Source organism: Bacillus sp. FSL R5-0659, assembly GCF_038008785.1.
In the GTDB taxonomy this organism is placed as follows: domain Bacteria; phylum Bacillota; class Bacilli; order Bacillales; family Bacillaceae; genus Bacillus; species Bacillus safensis.
Window position 1 is genome coordinate 3,639,409 of record NZ_JBBOZU010000001.1, and the last position, 17,007, is coordinate 3,656,415.

At 39.8% G+C, this 17,007-nt stretch carries 20 protein-coding genes, 1 pseudogene and 1 other annotated feature; of the genes and pseudogenes, 4 read left to right on the forward strand and 17 right to left on the reverse strand.

Annotated elements, in window-relative coordinates:
• The first annotated feature begins 202 nt into the window (after positions 1–202).
• Positions 203–1,099 (forward strand): PhzF family phenazine biosynthesis protein, encoded by an 897-nt coding sequence (locus NSQ72_RS18810; protein WP_341084957.1) that lies wholly within the window; start codon positions 203–205, stop codon positions 1,097–1,099.
• A gap of 40 nt (positions 1,100–1,139) precedes the next feature.
• Here the strand turns inward: NSQ72_RS18810 and NSQ72_RS18815 are convergent, their stop codons facing one another.
• The 10 genes and pseudogenes from NSQ72_RS18815 to NSQ72_RS18860 form a co-directional block, all read right to left on the reverse strand.
• Complete coding sequence (locus tag NSQ72_RS18815) at positions 1,140–2,015, reverse strand: LysR family transcriptional regulator (protein ID WP_341084958.1); 876 nt, start codon at positions 2,013–2,015, stop codon at positions 1,140–1,142.
• 8 nt (positions 2,016–2,023) lie between these two features.
• On the reverse strand, positions 2,024–2,530 hold the full coding sequence (locus NSQ72_RS18820; protein WP_341084959.1) for an LURP-one-related/scramblase family protein: 507 nt from the start codon (positions 2,528–2,530) through the stop codon (positions 2,024–2,026).
• Positions 2,531–2,632: 102 nt separating this feature from the next.
• A complete protein-coding gene (locus NSQ72_RS18825; protein WP_144489733.1) occupies positions 2,633–2,974 on the reverse strand; it encodes a darcynin family protein in 342 nt (113 codons plus the stop codon).
• A gap of 70 nt (positions 2,975–3,044) precedes the next feature.
• Positions 3,045–3,635 (reverse strand): Crp/Fnr family transcriptional regulator, encoded by a 591-nt coding sequence (locus NSQ72_RS18830; RefSeq protein ID WP_024424005.1) that lies wholly within the window; start codon positions 3,633–3,635, stop codon positions 3,045–3,047.
• A 148-nt stretch (positions 3,636–3,783) separates the two neighbouring features.
• Positions 3,784–4,632, reverse strand: coding sequence for an MBL fold metallo-hydrolase (locus NSQ72_RS18835; protein WP_341084960.1), 849 nt, complete (start codon positions 4,630–4,632; stop codon positions 3,784–3,786).
• Positions 4,633–4,972: 340 nt separating this feature from the next.
• A complete protein-coding gene (locus tag NSQ72_RS18840; protein ID WP_341084963.1) occupies positions 4,973–5,200 on the reverse strand; it encodes a hypothetical protein in 228 nt (75 codons plus the stop codon).
• 207 nt (positions 5,201–5,407) lie between these two features.
• A complete protein-coding gene (locus NSQ72_RS18845) occupies positions 5,408–5,626 on the reverse strand; it encodes a recombinase family protein (RefSeq protein ID WP_341084965.1) in 219 nt (72 codons plus the stop codon).
• A gap of 596 nt (positions 5,627–6,222) precedes the next feature.
• Complete coding sequence (locus tag NSQ72_RS18850) at positions 6,223–6,369, reverse strand: hypothetical protein (RefSeq protein WP_341085064.1); 147 nt, start codon at positions 6,367–6,369, stop codon at positions 6,223–6,225.
• Between the two features lie 13 nt (positions 6,370–6,382).
• Positions 6,383–6,837: pseudogene (locus tag NSQ72_RS18855) on the reverse strand (JAB domain-containing protein); the annotation flags it as partial.
• 122 nt (positions 6,838–6,959) lie between these two features.
• Positions 6,960–8,303, reverse strand: a complete 1,344-nt coding sequence (locus tag NSQ72_RS18860) for a DNA-methyltransferase (RefSeq protein WP_341084966.1) — start codon at positions 8,301–8,303, stop codon at positions 6,960–6,962.
• Positions 8,304–8,357: 54 nt separating this feature from the next.
• Here NSQ72_RS18860 and NSQ72_RS18865 point away from each other — a divergent pair, with 54 nt between their 5' ends.
• Entirely contained in the window at positions 8,358–9,332 is a 975-nt protein-coding gene (locus tag NSQ72_RS18865) for a HindIII family type II restriction endonuclease (protein WP_341084968.1), read from the forward strand.
• A gap of 137 nt (positions 9,333–9,469) precedes the next feature.
• On the opposite strand, the gene rlmH is transcribed toward NSQ72_RS18865, so the two are convergent.
• From rlmH to NSQ72_RS18895, 6 genes are all read right to left on the reverse strand, one after another.
• A complete protein-coding gene (rlmH, locus tag NSQ72_RS18870; RefSeq protein ID WP_046312614.1) occupies positions 9,470–9,949 on the reverse strand; it encodes a 23S rRNA (pseudouridine(1915)-N(3))-methyltransferase RlmH in 480 nt (159 codons plus the stop codon).
• 80 nt (positions 9,950–10,029) lie between these two features.
• Positions 10,030–10,200, reverse strand: coding sequence for a CxxH/CxxC protein (locus NSQ72_RS18875; RefSeq protein WP_144493776.1), 171 nt, complete (start codon positions 10,198–10,200; stop codon positions 10,030–10,032).
• A 161-nt stretch (positions 10,201–10,361) separates the two neighbouring features.
• On the reverse strand, positions 10,362–11,192 hold the full coding sequence (locus NSQ72_RS18880; protein ID WP_041089458.1) for an energy-coupling factor transporter transmembrane component T family protein: 831 nt from the start codon (positions 11,190–11,192) through the stop codon (positions 10,362–10,364).
• Entirely contained in the window at positions 11,183–12,898 is a 1,716-nt protein-coding gene (locus NSQ72_RS18885) for an ABC transporter ATP-binding protein (RefSeq protein ID WP_341084970.1), read from the reverse strand. The genes NSQ72_RS18880 and NSQ72_RS18885 overlap by 10 nt, the downstream gene beginning before the upstream one ends.
• A 19-nt stretch (positions 12,899–12,917) precedes the next feature.
• Positions 12,918–13,475 (reverse strand): ECF-type riboflavin transporter substrate-binding protein, encoded by a 558-nt coding sequence (locus tag NSQ72_RS18890; RefSeq protein WP_024424020.1) that lies wholly within the window; start codon positions 13,473–13,475, stop codon positions 12,918–12,920.
• A 14-nt stretch (positions 13,476–13,489) separates the two neighbouring features.
• The gene (locus NSQ72_RS18895) at positions 13,490–14,350 is read right to left on the reverse strand and encodes an SAM hydrolase/SAM-dependent halogenase family protein (RefSeq protein ID WP_041089455.1); all 861 of its coding nucleotides are present in this window, start codon (positions 14,348–14,350) and stop codon (positions 13,490–13,492) included.
• Between the two features lie 111 nt (positions 14,351–14,461).
• Positions 14,462–14,732, reverse strand: a binding site (T-box leader).
• Positions 14,733–14,924: 192 nt separating this feature from the next.
• Between NSQ72_RS18895 and NSQ72_RS18900 the strand changes: the two genes are divergently transcribed.
• Together NSQ72_RS18900 and NSQ72_RS18905 are read left to right on the forward strand one after the other, a co-directional pair.
• Positions 14,925–15,614 carry an ABC transporter permease subunit gene (locus NSQ72_RS18900; protein ID WP_058838361.1) on the forward strand — a complete coding sequence of 230 codons (690 nt, stop codon included), beginning with the start codon at positions 14,925–14,927 and terminating at the stop codon, positions 15,612–15,614.
• Positions 15,615–16,496, forward strand: coding sequence for an ABC transporter ATP-binding protein (locus NSQ72_RS18905; RefSeq protein ID WP_058838360.1), 882 nt, complete (start codon positions 15,615–15,617; stop codon positions 16,494–16,496).
• A gap of 39 nt (positions 16,497–16,535) precedes the next feature.
• On the opposite strand, the gene NSQ72_RS18910 is transcribed toward NSQ72_RS18905, so the two are convergent.
• Positions 16,536–17,000 carry a GNAT family N-acetyltransferase gene (locus NSQ72_RS18910; protein WP_341084971.1) on the reverse strand — a complete coding sequence of 155 codons (465 nt, stop codon included), beginning with the start codon at positions 16,998–17,000 and terminating at the stop codon, positions 16,536–16,538.
• Positions 17,001–17,007: the final 7 nt, after the last annotated feature.

A 17,007-nucleotide genomic window follows, 5' to 3' on the forward strand; every position in this document is an offset into this window, starting at 1 on the left:
TACAAATATTATACATTTCATCCGATATAGGTACAAGGGCTAATATAGTGACTAAAGACTTATATAATAATTTAAGAGATATGTTGAACTTTCCTCTATTACATGAACACTTCCGATTTAAAACATCAAAAAGATTCATTTTACGAATGCATCAAACAAACTTATGATAAACGTAACAAAAATGTATAGGAGGGTTCGTCAGATGAGAGACATTAGAGTGTATCATGTTGATGCGTTTACAACTGAGAAATTTGGAGGAAATGCCGCTGGGGTGGTGTTGGATGGTGAGTTTTTAACAGAAGATGACATGCAGAGCATCGCCAAGGAGTTGAATTTACCGGAATCCGTCTTCTTACTGCCTGCCCATGATAAGGAAGCCGATTATCGGGTCAAATACTTCACGCCGACGGAAGAGGTCAATTTTTGCGGGCATGCGACTGTTGGATTGACTTGGCTTCTGGCGACGGAGCTAGGGCTGGCTAAAGAGAGATCAGGGGTCGTGTTAGAAACAAAGATCGGCAATGTTCCTGTCGTATGGCACGAAGAAAATGGCAAGGTCGTTGATGTGGAAATGACGCAGGTGACACCGAAGACGCAAGATTTTGTCATCGATTTAGAAGAGCTTAGTGACATGCTTGGTGTGAGCAGTGACCGCATTGATTCCTCCTATCCTATCAAATTAGCAAACACCGGTAACTGGCATCTTCTTGTTCCGATGAAGCACCAACAGGACATTGATCAAGCAGCACCGAACTTAGCGGCTTTAGCTAGAATGAATAAAGAGCATGGCATCTCGACAACCCACCTTTATACGTTTCACCCCTCAAAAGAATGCGATCTTTATACGAGGGATTTTGCACCTGGGATTGGTATACCGGAAGATCCTGTGACGGGGGCAGCAAACGGGGCATTGGCTGGATATCTTTATTTGGAGGGCATCATTTCTCAACAAGAAATCACTCACCTGAACATTGCCCAAGGGGATACCATCGGCAAACCTGGCTTGCTTCGTATCACAGTCATTCCAAATGAATCAAAGCCAGTGATCAAAGTGGCAGGCGCAGCTGTCATCACGATCCGAGGCGTGTTGACTTTATAAAACACCAGCTTGAATGGGAGACATCCTGTTCAAGCTGATTCTATTTAAAATGACTTTTGACCGTTTCAATCCATCTTTTCGCCGATGGGGAAGCTGCTTTAAATGATTTGAGCGCCAAGTTGACCTCACGAAAGACGCTCGTCTCCAGTGGAATGACTTTCGTATAAGGTATGTGCGGCGGTAACACTAATTTTGGAATAATCGTGACTCCCAATCCTTCTTGCACCATAGAAATAAGCGTATTGTTGTCTTCAATTTCAAACAAAACATGAGGCTTCACGCCGCCTCTTTCTTTTAACAGCTTCTTGACGAGTATGTCGCAACCCGCTTTCGGCATGATAAAGGCTTCATCATGTAATGAATCAACTTTGATCACATTCTTCGTATGAAAGCGATGATTCTCTTGTATGAGCACCACCAATTCATCCTGAAAAAGTGGAACAGTATCGAATTCCCTCGATGACTGCGTTAAAAAACCAACATCAACCGTGCCTGAAGCGATCCATTCCTCAATCTCCTCATAACCGCCTTCATATAACTCCAGCTTGATATGCGGATAGCATTGCGTAAAACGGTGAATAAGGCGTGGAAGGACATTTGAAGAAAAACTGGGGAATGTCCCAATCTTGATGCTCCCCACTTCCATCCCTTGAATCAGCGCTGCCTCCTGCTCAAGCAATGCCGCATGATGCAAGATTTGCCGGATATGCGGTATCACCCGCTCACCTGCGTCTGTCAACGAAAGCCCATTTCGATTCCGCCGAAGCAGCACAATCCCGAGTTCCGACTCAAGCTTTGCAATATTATGACTCACCCCAGACTGCGTCAGCCCGAGCTTCTCCCCGGCTTTTGTAAAACTCCCGCATTCGACGACTGTTAGAAATACTTTGTATTGGAATGTGATCAGTGTGCTCACCTCACTTATTAATTCGTCGTTGCCGACGACGAAGACCTAGACGCTGCTTCATCAGCTTTCACACAATCAATCGCAACAACGAGCGCAATCATCACAGGCTCCATCTCTTCTTTCAAAATATCAACCTTATAGCTGTCACCCCAAGTAAACCATTCCTTCTTCACCTGACCGATCACTTCGCCATTCTGCAGCACTTGGAAATTCATATCCCACCAGTTACCATGCACTTCGATCCCAGCAGCATCAATTGAATATTTTGCTTTAAAAAACGTAAACTCTTTTTTAATCGTCAATACCTCTTGACCACCAACCTCTACTAAAAACTTCGGTAAAAAGGTAAACATTTTCTTCGTAATCACAGCGATTTCATCTCGTTCTGTATTCAAAATGGTAAACGTCTTCGGCATCTTCATAAAACTGCCCTCAACCACATACACATCGTTCTCCTGCTGATCCTTTACCGTAAACCTGCCGCTCAGACTAAACACTTTCTGCTTCATGTAAAGCTGTTTCATATGTACCTCCGATTTAGTTCAAAAATTCCGTTCTTACATTACCTCTGATTATACCAAAAAATAGAATGTACAAAAAACCACCTGATAGCAGGTGGTTTTCGATTACTGATCCATTTTCAGAGATTCTTTTTCATATGTTTGAAAAGCATTTTCCATTCCCATGATGACTTCTTTAATTTTGACATAACCACTTGTGTAAGGAATAGAATCTCTAATCTCTTCCCACATAAAATGATAGAACTTCAGGTCATCCGTTTCACACATCACAAAATCTGTGTAATCTTTACCTGGAAGAGCTTCAGCATCAAAAAAGCGCACCGTCACATGTTCCTCATATTTCTGCATCAACTCTTGTAGCGAAGCCGCATGGGTTCTGCGCTCCTCTCGTGGTAAAGCAAGCCAAGATGGGTAGAACTCTAATAAAACAACCATCATATATTTCATCATCATACCCCCGATTCTTCTATGATGTGTTGATTGTACGTCAGATCTAGAGAATGTGCATTAACATAGGTTAATGTTCAGCAGGATGGAGAAGCCTGCTCAGCGAAACCGGAGAAATACCAATATATGAGGCAATATGATATTGAGCGATACGTTGATGTAACCCGGGATATTTCAATAAAAACGCCTGATATCGCTCAATTGCCGGCAAATATAGCAGTTCCCTCTCTCGCTCTTCCTTTCTCGTATACAGCCTCTCTACACTAACCCGAACAAACCGCTCCCACATATGACTTCTATCCATCAACATTTGAAGCAGATCATACGGAATTTCAATCACAATAGAATCCTCCATCGCTTCAATCGAATAAGGAGAAGGCTGCCCGTTGATCATACTTGCATAAGAAGTAGCAAAATCATCTTCCAACGTAAAAGCCACGTTGTACTCCCTTCCATCCGGTAACAAATAGAAGAGACGGAAGAGCCCCGTTATGCAGAAATAAGCATGCTTCACTGGATCGCCAGCCTTGATCATGCATGTACCTGCTTTTAATTGTTTAATCGTTGTTCCATCTTTGAAGGCTTGCCAATGATTTTGTTCGATTGGATATTTGGATATTTTGGTTTTGAAAGTGTCGTATGGGTCAGTTATTTTGTCCATCTGTTTTTTACCTCCTAATAAGGAAAACTCAAGCCTACTTGGGGATTATTTTTATTATCAATGCTAAAAATAAGTCTGTCACCATACATGATGCAAAAAAAGTCTCGTTTGAGGGAAATCACTCAAATGAGACTTTTTTAGTGTTTATTTAATACCCATTTACAAAGTAAGCAATGGTTTCTAATTCATCTTCTTTCAGTTCTCTGTTCACGTAATGTTGATATTCTTTCGTGATTTTCTGCTTATCTCCACCACATTGATCAGTGAATTTCGCTATCATCCGAAGTTTGTCTGTTTCCTGACGAAACTCCTCTTTTGTCCACGGCCTTTGGTGTGAAGGAATATACATATCAGCATCAAAAGCATCTAACTCATCTAAAAGACGCAACGTTTCCTTCACCGTATAATGTACTTTTTCGGCATACATTTTAGGATAAATACAATCACCAAGAAACAGGATTTTCTCTTCTTTCACATACACGATCACGGAATCAGCAGCATGATCGCCTCCAACATGTTGCACGACGCAAGTGACCCCACCAAGATCAATCTCTATACGACGGTCAAACGTGACATCCGGTAAAACCACCTGAATATCTCGATGATCTTGATATTCTTCTTTAATAGCCTTCGCGCAAAACTCAATCTCCGTTCCTTCCCTCACCCGCTCATCGATTGCCTCATTAGACCACGAAAACGGAAGAAGCTTCTCCATTTCCTTTCTGGTCTTTGCAGAAGCAATCGAAACCGAACCAGGCAGCGCTGGCAGACCAAAAATATGATCCCAATGCCAATGCGTGAGGACAACCATATCGGGCGAAGGGTTCTCGTTTCCTAAGGTTTTTTGGATGAAATAGTTCGCATGATCTTCTGAATTACCAGCATCGATCATTAATGTTTTGTTATTGCCTGCGACCATGCCTAGGATGTGGCGGTCGGTGAGTGATACGGGTGTGATGTAGGAGAAGGTTTGACCTATTTTTTTGATTGTGTGCATGAATAGTATTAAATCAATTATTAGTCTCTAAAGTTTTTGCATCGGTTGATAAAAATATTATATCTAATTATAAAATGGATTTTTTAAAAGAGGAGTTAAATGCTAAAACCAATAACTTAGGAAGCATACTCTAGGAGTACTGATTCCATATATTCTAAGATAATATATATTCTGCTGCCTGTAATTTTTTATCCAATATATGGGTGTTTATGTGTTCAATGAATAAGTTATCTCCTATACCAAGTTAGAAAGAACTTTTCTATGATTTTTTTCTTTATTATTTATACCTTTTCCATCAACAGTTATTACAATCCATTCATATCTAGGTGCTAAAGTATACTTAGTATTCATTTTGTTGTTGATAGGATATATTTTTCATCAATTGATAAAAATTTGTTATTCTAAAAGTTTCTTTTCCAAATACTGTGCGTAAGAATAGTAAACTTGCCTCAACTGACCCTACAAAAATAAGGATTTTTTCGAAAACAACCTTGTTTTCAACAACTGTTTTATTATTGTGAATAAGCTGTAATATACTTAATTCTAACTCACTTATGATAATGCTCACCGTACTGGATCCTAAATGGGGGTTTCTTTATTAGATACTACTTGTCATTCATGAGTGAAACAACCACAATGGAGCTATGTTCAACAATTTTTTTATTGCTTCGCCGTTACGTAGATACTCATATAGGCTGTAAAACTCACGTTTAAGTAGTTTAATATTTCTTTTCCCTTCCAGTTCTTCAACAATATTAAGCAAAACTTTCGTTTTTCAAGAAAAGAGCGATTCTTTCCAAACAAGCACTAATTCAAAGTCTTTATTTTTGACATCATGAAGTAATTGTTGCAAAGCAGGTTGCCCCTTAATATTTCCCCCACTTTTACCCCTATCCACGTATTCCTTATGGACAACGTAACCTTCTTGCTCGCACATTTCCCTTAGTAGTCGAACCTGTTCATAAATACTGTAGCCTTCCTCTCCTTGTTCCAATGTGGAGACTCGAGCATAGATAGAGCTTTTTTCTGTGTTTCAGTTCGGCTGAATTGGTCAAGCTGGTCGTCGAGCTGTCTCGCATAGTTCGACATCAAGTTCCCCGCCTTTCTTGTTTTCATCTTTAATCTTTAATTGACCGACGGTCTACCAGTGTTAGCGGAATCCCTTGCATGGCTGCTAACCTTAAATGTCTCGTATTGAGAAATTTGCACATGTACAAACACTCTCAATCCTTCTTCTGTAGAAGTGTCGAATGGTTCCATTATTGAAAAAATCTCCATACCATATCTTGCAAGCTCCCGTTCTATTTGTTGAAGTTCTTTTCCATCAGGAGTAAGCGTAAATACATCCCAAACAAGGACTACTCCGAATAACCCTTCAACATTTTCTTCAATACTTTTCTTCTTTTATCATAAGATTCCGAACTTGGTTCCCAGTAGACTATACTAACTTGATATCCAACCCGCTCACACTTGTCTTTTAAGACCTGGACGTCTCGATGAATTCTGTACCCCTCGGGTTGGGTCCTAGATGTATTTCTTGTGTAAAACAATCTTTTCTTGTTTCTACTGTGCAGTTTCATCTCTACTTATCTAAGCAGTTCCCTCTGAAACTAAATTTTCACCAAGTTCTTCTTTGTACAAAAGAACCGACTCTTCTCCGACTTGTTCTTCATCAACATCGATGCCAAATCGCAACGACATGAAGAGAGCGAAATGTTCGGTGTTGTAGTAACACATTGACCTTCCCCCTTATATATCCTTTTTCTTTCAAGGATGTATACTTTTCCTCTCCAAAAATGAGATGGTCCAACAGCTCATTACCCATAAGCTTACCTGCTTCAGCAAGACGTTTTGTAACATCAATATCTTCTCTTGATGGAGTGGTTTCTCCAGAAGGTTGATTATAAGCTACCATGATACTCGCCGCAGATGACAAGATTGCTGATCTCATAACTTCACGAGGACTAACGATGCTGGCATTTAAGCTACCGATATGGCAGACATTTATGGAACTGGTTGGTTCTTGGTGTGTATGTGTAAGGTTACAACAATGAAATGCTCGCAGTCTTTATCTTCTAATAATTCTTTTAGTAATTCATACGCATCTTGAGGTGAGCGGATACTTCTTTTTTCAAACAGTATACTAGACTCTCTAACTAACTTGACCGACAAAATGTTAACTCTCTTTGCTGTTGTTTTATTCATAAATTTCTCTCCTTTAGCAAAATAAAAAGAGGAAGCCCTGAAGTCTTTATGACTTCAGAACTTCCTCTATTAAAATCATGATTATGATATATATTTAAAAATTCCCCAATCCCACTTAATTTTTAGAATAAAGATAATTGATTCTCTTTGTTTTTCTCATTAAATTCCACTTCATCTAAACGCTTGTTGGCAATTTGAACGTAATCATCATTAATGTCAAAAGCAATAAACTTTCTCCCTAATTTCTTAGCTGCGACAGCTGTTGTTCCACTACCAACAAAGGGGTCTAAAACTATTTGGTTTTCCTGCGTAAAACCTTTTATGATATATTCCATCAATTCTATCGGTTTTTGTGCTTCGTGAAATTTTTCTTCTTCATCTTTAAAATCAAATTTAAAGATATTTTTTGGTTCTTTTCCATTATTCTTTAACTCATTGATATTAATTGCCCCTACATTATTAGTTAAGACACAATCAGTTAAAGTTTTTACGTTGTTATATGGTTTAAACAACCAAGCAATAGGTTCCCAATAAGGTGCAAAGTTGCCTAACTTCCAGCCTTTCCACTTTGCAACTTGAGCTTTTAAAGTGTTATCTGTAAGGCTTCTTTCTAAGATGTCGTACTCATAAGCAGAATAAATTTGTTTAGAAGTAGTTTTTTCAATGTCCTCTTTCAACTCTTTGTAAGACCTATACTCAGTCCCCACCTTAAGCTCTATTCTTTTGAAGTTCTCCGGTTCAAGAATTTCTGAGAACAAATGTAAAAGTTGTTCATTAATACTATACGACGCCCCTCTCTTAATTAAAACTTTAAATATGTCTTGACTACGATGATGTGCATTACTTTTCTCCCAAGAAATTATATCTTTCAATAAGAATCCAGCATCTTCCAAAGCGCTAATTGCACTATGAATAGTTCTTCTCGCTCCAAAAATCAATATTGGAGCTCCTTCTTTCATAACATCAAACAAGTTTAGTGCCCAACTATAAACCCACTCTTCATATTCATAGTTACTTGAACGGTCACTGTTATTCCAACCATTTATAGGTTTACCTCTTCTTTTAAAACCTGTTTTATTAGCTTGTGCAGGAGAAGCTCCCAATAAAGCAGAATTTGTGTTACCATGTAATATATCCCAGTCATCTAGATTAATACCATATGGGATATCTGATAGACATAGATGGACACTATCACTAGGAATTTGCGCTAAAAGCTCAACGGCATTTCCTAAAGTAACTTTATCCAATAGACTTCCACCATTTTTATCTGAGGTACTATTTGTAATACTCTTATACTCTGCAATTAGTATATTTAAATCATTTTTTAACTGTTTTATTTTTTTCTGTATTTCAGATTTTTCTTCTGGTAAAGCTTCAATAAACTCCAGTTGATAAAAGTTAATTTCATTTTTTTTAAATTTTATTTTATTAAGCATTCTTTTTAAGTTAATAGTTGTTTCGTGCATATTTTAACCTCCGTGTAAATATTATTTTATACGCATAGAAAAGGAGTTATCGAAGTGATTTATACACTACATCGAAGACACATAAAATACTTTCTAGATAATACATTAAAAAAATATTATAAGCCTAACGCTGTGTTCGAAACAGCCAAAATATCAAAAGAATTCGAAGAACATCTTGAAAATCTAGACGACGAAAAACTTATCGAATACTTACTTTACTCTATTTATATTCCTGACGAGTACAAACACGATTCCGCTGAAGAAACTTTATTTACAAAACTAATTGAAGTATTAGTTTCACATTTTTTCAAACGTCTTGGCTTGGATAGTGAATATATTACTACAAAATCAGGAAGAGAAGATGTAACTATTTATTTTGAAAACGAACGAGAACAGGCGATAGTATCTGATGTTAAGACCTTTAGACTCGGTCGAAGTCAACAAGCACCCAACGTAAAAGATTTCGTTAAACCATCAGATTTCGAAACAGAGTGGGCGTCAAAGCATAAGAGCTGTTTTGGCGGGCTTATCGTATTTCCTAGGACACATGAGTGGCAAAAAAACAGTCAAGTCTACGCTTACTGTTCAAATCCTAGATTTCCAATACTAATGTTAACATACACCCATCTGGTTTTATTATTGAAATATAAGGAAGACTTTTCAAAAGAAGATTTGAAGAGTCTTTGGGACTATTGTTATTTTAAAGACCCGAATAGCAAAGTTAAATCTAGCTATTGGACATCAGTAGACACGAAGCTAATCAATATTCTCAATCTACCTCGTGAAGAATACTATTCACAATTAACCAACTATGAGAATTTAGTAAAGCACAATATTGAGCTTATAGTTAAGGAATACCTTCAAGAAATTAAAAATCACGCAAATGAGCTTGAATACAAAGTGAATAAAATGAATCATTCAACTCTAAAAGAAGAATATGTTAAGGTGAAAACTATTTACGATACTGAAGGATTACAAAAGTCTATTCATAATATACAAAAACATAGATTAAAAAACACAAAGAAATAATTCAGTTAAAGAAAGTCTTGGGGTTATTTTTCAAGACTTTCTTTTATCTGCTGCAAGAATTACATCTAATTCAACGATAGCGAACTTACGTTCTTATCTCAATCATTAAAATAATTAAAATCTTTAAAAAACCCCACCTACTTATGATAAGGCTCCCCCCGCACAATCCGAAACGCCCGATAAATCTGCTCCACCAACACCAACCTCATCAACTGATGCGGGAACGTCATTTTCGAAAACGACAGTTTCTCATTCGCGCGCTGCATGACAGCATCACTTAGTCCAAGGGATCCGCCTATGACAAAACATACTTTGCTTTTTCCGTATGTTGCCAGCTTATCTATTGTATCGGCTAATTCTTCGGAACTTTTCATTTTTCCTTCGATGGCGAGGGCGATGACGTGGGCGTCTGGGTTGATTTTGCTTAGGATGCGTTCGCCTTCTTTGTCTTTGATGATTTTCATGTCTTGATCGCTGAGATTCTCGGGTGCTTTTTCGTCCGCGAGCTCAATGATTTCGATTTTCGCATAGGCTTGTAATCGTTTTGTGTATTCAGCTATGCCTTGCTTTAAATATTTCTCTTTTAATTTTCCTACTGTGATAATTGATATATTCACAGGTCATCCCCACCTTAAGAACAAGTTATTCATATAAGTTATCAACAATTGTGGATAAAATTTGTGTATTTTGTGTCCGATCATTCGTTCCCCACTATATATATTGCAGGTTCATCGCACAATTCACAGGTTGTGGATAAACTGTGTGTATGTTCGATTTTTCTGAATTCTGGCGACGTTTCGTGATCATCTATGTACATGTCTAATACGGTTTCTATGTGTTCTGCACAAGCATAAAGTGATTTGTTCATAAGTTTCTGATTCCTCCAATATGTTGTCTCGTTATTCACAAGTGTTTCGCTCATTGTTCAATATAACCGATTTATTCACATGTTAATAGTCTTTTACCATTTTCCACACCTTTTATCCACAAACCAAATAAAAAAGCCTCCACTCCTGTGAAGGCTCCCTTCTATAGAAACGGATTATAAAATCTCGTTCCTCTAACAAATGTAATCACTAACGAAACAATCAGTACCACACCAACAAATATGAACGCCACATAATCTGCTTTTTGAAAGTCTTTTGCCGTAAACCATGTTCTCTTTTTATGCTTCCCAAACCCGCGCAGCTCCATCGCATTGCTGATCGTTTCAATCCGCTCCAAGCTGGAGAAAATCAGCGGCATGACAATAGACAGCGCATTTTTGATCCGTTTTCCCAGCTTTTCATTCTTCGATAAATCAATGCCTCTTGCTTGCTGAGAAATCGCGATCGTGCGAAAATCCCGCTGAATATCTGGAATATAGCGCAAGGCAATCGCTACCGCATAGGAAATCCGGTAGCTGACCCCAATTCGGCTGAGAGATGAGGCGAATTCACTTGGATTTGTTGTCACAATAAATAAAAGCGCTGCTGGCATCACGGTCACGTATTTCAGCGTAATGTTCAATTGATAGAAAAGCTGTTCAAGTGTGACGTTGTACCAGCCGGCAATATGAAACAGCTCATGCTTTGCTCCGTAGATGGCGACACCTTGCTGAGGCGCAAAGATGTAAATGGCGATGTTATTAATCACTAGGAAAATCGCCAGGACGATCACCACGAAGGAAATATCACGAAATCGCACGTTTGATAGCTGAAAGAACACGATACTAGCAACTAGCATAAACACTAAAACGCCTGTATCATACGTGAGCATCGCTGCGGATGACCAGAGGATAAAGCAAATGAGTTTGGTGGCACCTGTCAGCCGGTGAATCGGCGACGGGCGATCGATATAGGACAGCATGTCTACAGCCATGTCATTCGTTCCTTTCTGTCAACCTCAATGAAGCGATCCACGAGTTCATTTGGATTCGGCCAATCAGCTTTCAGCGCCAGTTCATACAGCGAAGTTTCCTTTAAGCTCGCCTTTTGGACAAGCAGCTGATCTGTCAGTACTTTGGCTGGTGTATCATCTGCGATTTTTTCTCCATCTGAAATGACAATGGTTCTTGTTGTGTATTCTAGCATTAAGTGCATATCATGGGTGATCATGAAAATCGTGACACCCTGCTGATTTAATTGTTCTAAAAACGTCATCATCTCTGTGTAATGTTTAAAGTCCTGTCCTGCGGTTGGTTCATCTAGGATGAGGATTTCTGGCTCTAATACAAGAATTGACGCAATGGTGACGCGTTTTTTCTGTCCAAAGCTGAGCGCTGAAACCGGCCAGTTCCGAAATGGATACAGCCCACACACTTTCAGGACCCGCTCCACCCGTTCTTTGATCTCTTCTTCCTTTACGCCTCTTAAAACGAGACCGAGTGCGACTTCATCAAAAATCATTTGTTTTGAAATCATTTGATTGGGGTTTTGCATGACGACGCCGATTCGTTCGGAGCGCTGTTTGATCGTATCTCCTGTGATGTCATCACCATTTAAAAGAATTGAGCCTTTCGTTTGCTTTTCAAACGCACAGAGCACCTTAGATAATGTTGTCTTGCCTGCTCCATTGGCTCCTGCGATGCTGATCATTTCTCCTTTTTTGACCGTAAAAGAGATGTTGCTCAGCGTGTTTGGTCTTGTTGGATAATCAAAACTCAGCTCACGCACTTCTAGTAAATCCTGTGCTGCAATCTGCTCTACTGATGGTTCAGACGCTTCCATCCACTTCTCAATTTTCTCTTTTGCCTCATCGTCTAAGATGAGACGCTGTAAATCAGCGATTTGATCTCCAGGCGCGACCGGAATGCCTGCATATTTCATCGCCTTTAAATATAAAGGCTCACGTAAATACGCCGCTTCTAGAACATTTGAGGCGAGCAATTCATCTGGTGTCATATCCGCTACAATCGTTCCTTCATTGACAACGATGATGCGATCCACATGACGGAAGAGGACGTCCTCTAATCGGTGCTCAACCATCACAATGGTTTTTTTCGTTTGTTTTTGCAGCCGGTCAATGAGGTCGATGACTTCTTTACCTGTTGCGGGATCAAGGCTTGCAAGTGGTTCATCAAACAGCAAAATGTCGACATCGTTGATCAGTACGCCCGCAATGGCAACACGTTGTTTTTGTCCACCTGACAGCTCATGCACGGACGATGCCAGCTTGCCGTCTACCTCTGTTAATCTTGCCGCTTCCTCGACACGTGTTTTCATTTCTTCGCGTATGACTTGATCATTTTCAAGTGTAAATGCAATGTCTTCTCCAACGGTCAACCCAATGAATTGTCCATCGGGGTCCTGAAGCACCGTTCCGACAAGCTGAGAGAGGGAGAAAATGTTCTCTTTCTCTGCATTTTTCCCGCCGATGTGAAGACTTCCTTCCATAGAACCTTTATAAGACGCAGGAACTAGCCCATTGATACAATGGGCTAGTGTGCTTTTTCCCGATCCAGACGGGCCTGCGATGAGAACTTTTTCTCCTTCATAGATGGTCAGGTTGATATCCTTTAATGTTGGTTCTGCCTGACTGCGATACTTGAATCCGAAATGTTCGAATTGAATCATCGGTTTCTTCATTTATGTGTTCCACCTTGCTTCATGATGTTTCTTTCGATAGACTGCCGCTTTTGCTTCTCGTTTTTGCATAGGCTGCAATGATGATGGTTCCTAGTACACCAACTGTGATGATGTTTGAAATCCCTGCCACGATTCCTTGAACAAATACTTTGTTCGCAGGTTCTGCATAGATCACAATGTCGAGTACAGGAGCAATGATAAACCAGCCTAATGCTTGTGCGCCTGCTTGTACGGCGTTGAAAAGCGTGATTTTCTTCCAGCCAAAGTCTCCCTCTTCTACTTTTAAACGGTTAGAAATAAAGCCGATCAATAAACCAACCACACCCGAAACAATAATCCAGCTCCACCAAGGGCCAAATGTGGTCGCATCTTTAATGAGATGGCCAATAAAACCAATCAGTGCGCCTGCAACAGGACCAAATAGCACGGCCATTAATGCAAGGAAAGCGTATGAGGTTTCAATTTGTGTATTCGGAATTCCAGTTGGAATGGAGACAAATCGTCCTAAAATCACAAAGACGGCTGCGCCAATTCCAATAGCAACGACAGTTTTCGTTGAAAGTTGTTTTCCTGCCATGATGTATCCTCCTCTTATTCGTATATAATGCGCGGAGCTTTGCGAATCGAAAGGCGCCAGCCTGTGCCTGTACCGATGTTATAAGCCTTTGCAAATGACCCTTGATTGATCGCCACGCCTAAATGGTCGAGTGAATTGACATATACGAGTGGTTCGCCTACCTTTAAATCGGCAAAAGATCGTCCATAGGTCATGATATTTTTATACACATTTTTCGGCCCGTTGGCAATGGTAACTTCTATTGCATCCCCATAATTAATTGAAAGCTGTTCAAATAGCGTGTGATGAATGTTTGTCCACAGGTTTCCGAATCTCACATCTAAAATATCAATCGTCCCTGTGATCACATCTTCTTCCGCATATGCCTGTACGACTGGAAGATGGATAATATCATCAATATTCGCCTTTGGCCCAACCTCTTCAAAAGAAATGACACCTGATGCAATTCTTGCGCCTGTATAAGCGTAAATATCTCTCCCATGGAATGTATGTGATTTTCCCGACTTTGGCAGCCGGTTAATGGTTTCATCTAAATAACGGGCTTCCACAATGCCAATATCCTGTGCGACGTGCGTGAGTGTCCCGTTATCTGGGGTAATGATATAGTGTGAGCTTGTCGTTTTGACAACAAGACTTTTTCTCTCTGACCCAACACCCGGGTCAACGACGGAAACGAATACCGTCTCTTCCGGCCAGTATGTGACGGTTTGAAGCAGGCGATAAGAAGCTTCCCAAATGTCATACTGCGGAATATTGTGTGTTAAATCAAAAATGCGGATCCTGCTGCTGACCGTATTTGCCACCCCGTACATTGCACTGACAGCTCCATCATCAATGCCGAAATCTGATTGTAAAACCAATGCATGTTCACTCATGTCAATCTCCCTTTCATTTGAAAAAATGGATGTGGTGTTTCACGTGGAACATTTGAACAATTGTATGAAAAAAAGTGGACAATAAAAAATACCCCATCCTTATCTTTGAATCATAAGGACGAGGTATTTGTCTCGTGGTACCACCTTTATTTACTGTTTGCTCGCGCTAAACAGCCTCTACAAGTACAAAGCTCCAATCTGGCTCATATACTGTGGTTTTGATAACGAGTACCAACTCTCGTCGTCACCTACTAATATCATAGATATGTTCAGCACGAGGCTCAGAGACCATTTTTCGAATCATTATTTTTGCTTCTTTTCAGCTGCCGAAGCTCTCTGTGGAAAAATTGATGATTGTACTTTCTCTCGTCATTGCCTGTATAATTATCTTGAATTAAAGCTATCATACATGATGTTTTTTCATAAATCAAGATATTTTTCTGAACATTTTTAAAAATGAGTCAACTGGTGCTGGAAGAGTCTTCTTTTTATGAAATTTAAACAAATGTTAAAGAGCAAGATATGGTGTCTTTCTATTCTAGGGGTATAATAAAGGTGAAGGGAGGTACAGCGTGTGTGGACCATCTGTATGAATGAGTTTAAGCAGCTCTTCAAAAGCACAAAATCTATTTTAACAATTGTTATTATTTTCATTTTATCTACTTTTGTTTCAAGTCTTCCGTTTATCGCTGCTCATCAGGAACAATGGGAGCTGGCAAAGGATCCTTATTCTATTGGGAATGAACTGGTGATTTCTTTATTTGGTTTCTTCCTTATTTTTTTGTTGTCTCATGATATTTTGAGCCGCGAGATTCATTTGAAAACCATTCGTTTTCTCGTCAGTAAAACAACCCGTTTGAACATCATCATCGGGAAATATCTTGGACTGATGCTGTTTTGGCTTAGCTGTATTATGACGACATATGTCCTGAATATGATGATTTCACACCGTTTTCTGTTCTCTGATGCGTTAAAAATCTTAACCTTTATCAGTGTCGGTATCTCATGTGCTTTATTTTTATCCATGCTCTTTCCAACACCGCAGAAATCAATGTTTGTCGGCATGTTGTTTTCCTTTCTTTTCCCAATCGTCAGTATGATTTCTGTTCTTTCTTCAGAACGAATGATTCATTGGTTCCAATATATGACGCCTTATTATTATGCGCGCTGGAGTGAACCGCTGACCTACGTCCTAATGAACACGGCATTGACCGTTATCTTACTCATTGGAACTGCACTGCTGTTTCAAAGGAGGGATGTGTAGATGCTTCATACAAAAGGGCTCACAAAAAAATATCGTACAAAAGTCGCAATAGATGATATTAATCTTGATGTCAATCAAGGCGATATCTTCGGACTCATTGGACCAAAGGGATCTGGTAAGACGACGTTTTTCAATATTATTACCGGAATCTCCCGCCCTACCTCTGGTACGTTTACAGTGATGAATAAGCCTTCGCTAAAAAAAGTGAGGCAGCATATCGGTGTTCTGCCTGAATATACGGATTTATATGAAGGTCTTACAGCTCTTGAGCATATTGCCTACTTATCAAAAATCACCGGAACACGCCAGAAAACGAGTGATTATGAAGAACTGCTCGAATTTGTCGGCTTACATCATGATCATCAGGAGAAGGTCGGTGCCTTCACACCTGGTATGAAAAAGCGGCTTGGAATGGCGCAGGCCATCGCCCATCAGCCGGAATTTATTTTACTCGACGAGCCTTTTGCCGATATTGATGCAGATTCGATCTTGCACATCCAGCGGGTCATTGAAGCATTAAAGGATGAAGGAAAAACCGTCTTTTTAACAGCTGACCGCCCAAGGTTCACCAATAGTATTTGTACCAAAACTGCATTCATTTCTGAAGGAAAATTAGTGTCCCCACATACTCATCCTCAAGAGAAAACCATCACATCCTCAAACATACGTGCAACCTTCAAGCATGCATGGATTGATGATGAGGTGAAACCTGTTCTCACGCAGTACCTACAAACTGTCGGAACAGATCTTGTGATCAGTGATGACGAGACCTCATTGTTAATTCGTTCAGAAGCTCAAGTTCCAGCGATCATTCGCGCTTTCGTGAAGTGTAAAGTCGATTTATACAGAGTCACGGCTCAGGATGCCATGATGTCCTCATAAAAAAGTACCGTACGCTTTCTGCACGGTACTTCTTCTTTTTTATAAAGATTTACTCATATAGATCCCAGTTTCTGCAAATCCCGTTTTTTCGTACAGCGAACGGGCGATTTGATTGTGAGCAAAGACATGGAGCGAGAGTTTTTGCACACCTAATGACTTTGCTTCCTCTTCTAATGCAGCAATGGCCTGCTTTGCAAAGCCTTTTCCTCGATAAGCTTCAAACAAAATAAAGTTATAAATAAATCCTTCATGCTGCGGGTGATTCGGGTCATAGCAAAGCCAAACCCAGCCAATCGCTTCATCTCCGTTTAAGAAATTCCACAGCTCATGATGCTCTGTCTGAAGGCCTTCTGGAAGCAGTCTGTCAAATTGTTCTTCTGCGTTCGCAAGTGATTCTTCCTTTTCCCATGTCCCTGCGAGTACCTTTTCTTCCGCGTACCGCTGAATGGCCTTCTTTATCAATACATCGTAATCGGTTTGTGACATCCGTTGTAGTGTAACCAATCGTACA

Excerpts from the sequence above, each read along its gene's own strand:
- NSQ72_RS18830 (WP_024424005.1), bottom strand. The coding sequence starts at position 3,635 with ATGGACAAAATAACTGACCCATACGACACTTTCAAAACCAAAATATCC.
- NSQ72_RS18880 (WP_041089458.1), bottom strand. The coding sequence starts at position 11,192 with ATGGCTGTAGACATGCTGTCCTATATCGATCGCCCGTCGCCGATTCAC.
- NSQ72_RS18885 (WP_341084970.1), bottom strand. The coding sequence starts at position 12,898 with ATGAAGAAACCGATGATTCAATTCGAACATTTCGGATTCAAGTATCGC.
- NSQ72_RS18860 (WP_341084966.1), bottom strand. The coding sequence starts at position 8,303 with ATGCACGAAACAACTATTAACTTAAAAAGAATGCTTAATAAAATAAAA.
- NSQ72_RS18850 (WP_341085064.1), bottom strand. The coding sequence starts at position 6,369 with ATGTGTTACTACAACACCGAACATTTCGCTCTCTTCATGTCGTTGCGA.
- NSQ72_RS18895 (WP_041089455.1), bottom strand. The coding sequence starts at position 14,350 with ATGAGTGAACATGCATTGGTTTTACAATCAGATTTCGGCATTGATGAT.
- NSQ72_RS18825 (WP_144489733.1), bottom strand. The coding sequence starts at position 2,974 with ATGAAATATATGATGGTTGTTTTATTAGAGTTCTACCCATCTTGGCTT.
- NSQ72_RS18905 (WP_058838360.1), top strand. The coding sequence starts at position 15,615 with ATGCTTCATACAAAAGGGCTCACAAAAAAATATCGTACAAAAGTCGCA.
- NSQ72_RS18835 (WP_341084960.1), bottom strand. The coding sequence starts at position 4,632 with ATGCACACAATCAAAAAAATAGGTCAAACCTTCTCCTACATCACACCC.
- NSQ72_RS18875 (WP_144493776.1), bottom strand. The coding sequence starts at position 10,200 with ATGAACAAATCACTTTATGCTTGTGCAGAACACATAGAAACCGTATTA.
- NSQ72_RS18820 (WP_341084959.1), bottom strand. The coding sequence starts at position 2,530 with ATGAAACAGCTTTACATGAAGCAGAAAGTGTTTAGTCTGAGCGGCAGG.
- NSQ72_RS18890 (WP_024424020.1), bottom strand. The coding sequence starts at position 13,475 with ATGGCAGGAAAACAACTTTCAACGAAAACTGTCGTTGCTATTGGAATT.
- NSQ72_RS18810 (WP_341084957.1), top strand. The coding sequence starts at position 203 with ATGAGAGACATTAGAGTGTATCATGTTGATGCGTTTACAACTGAGAAA.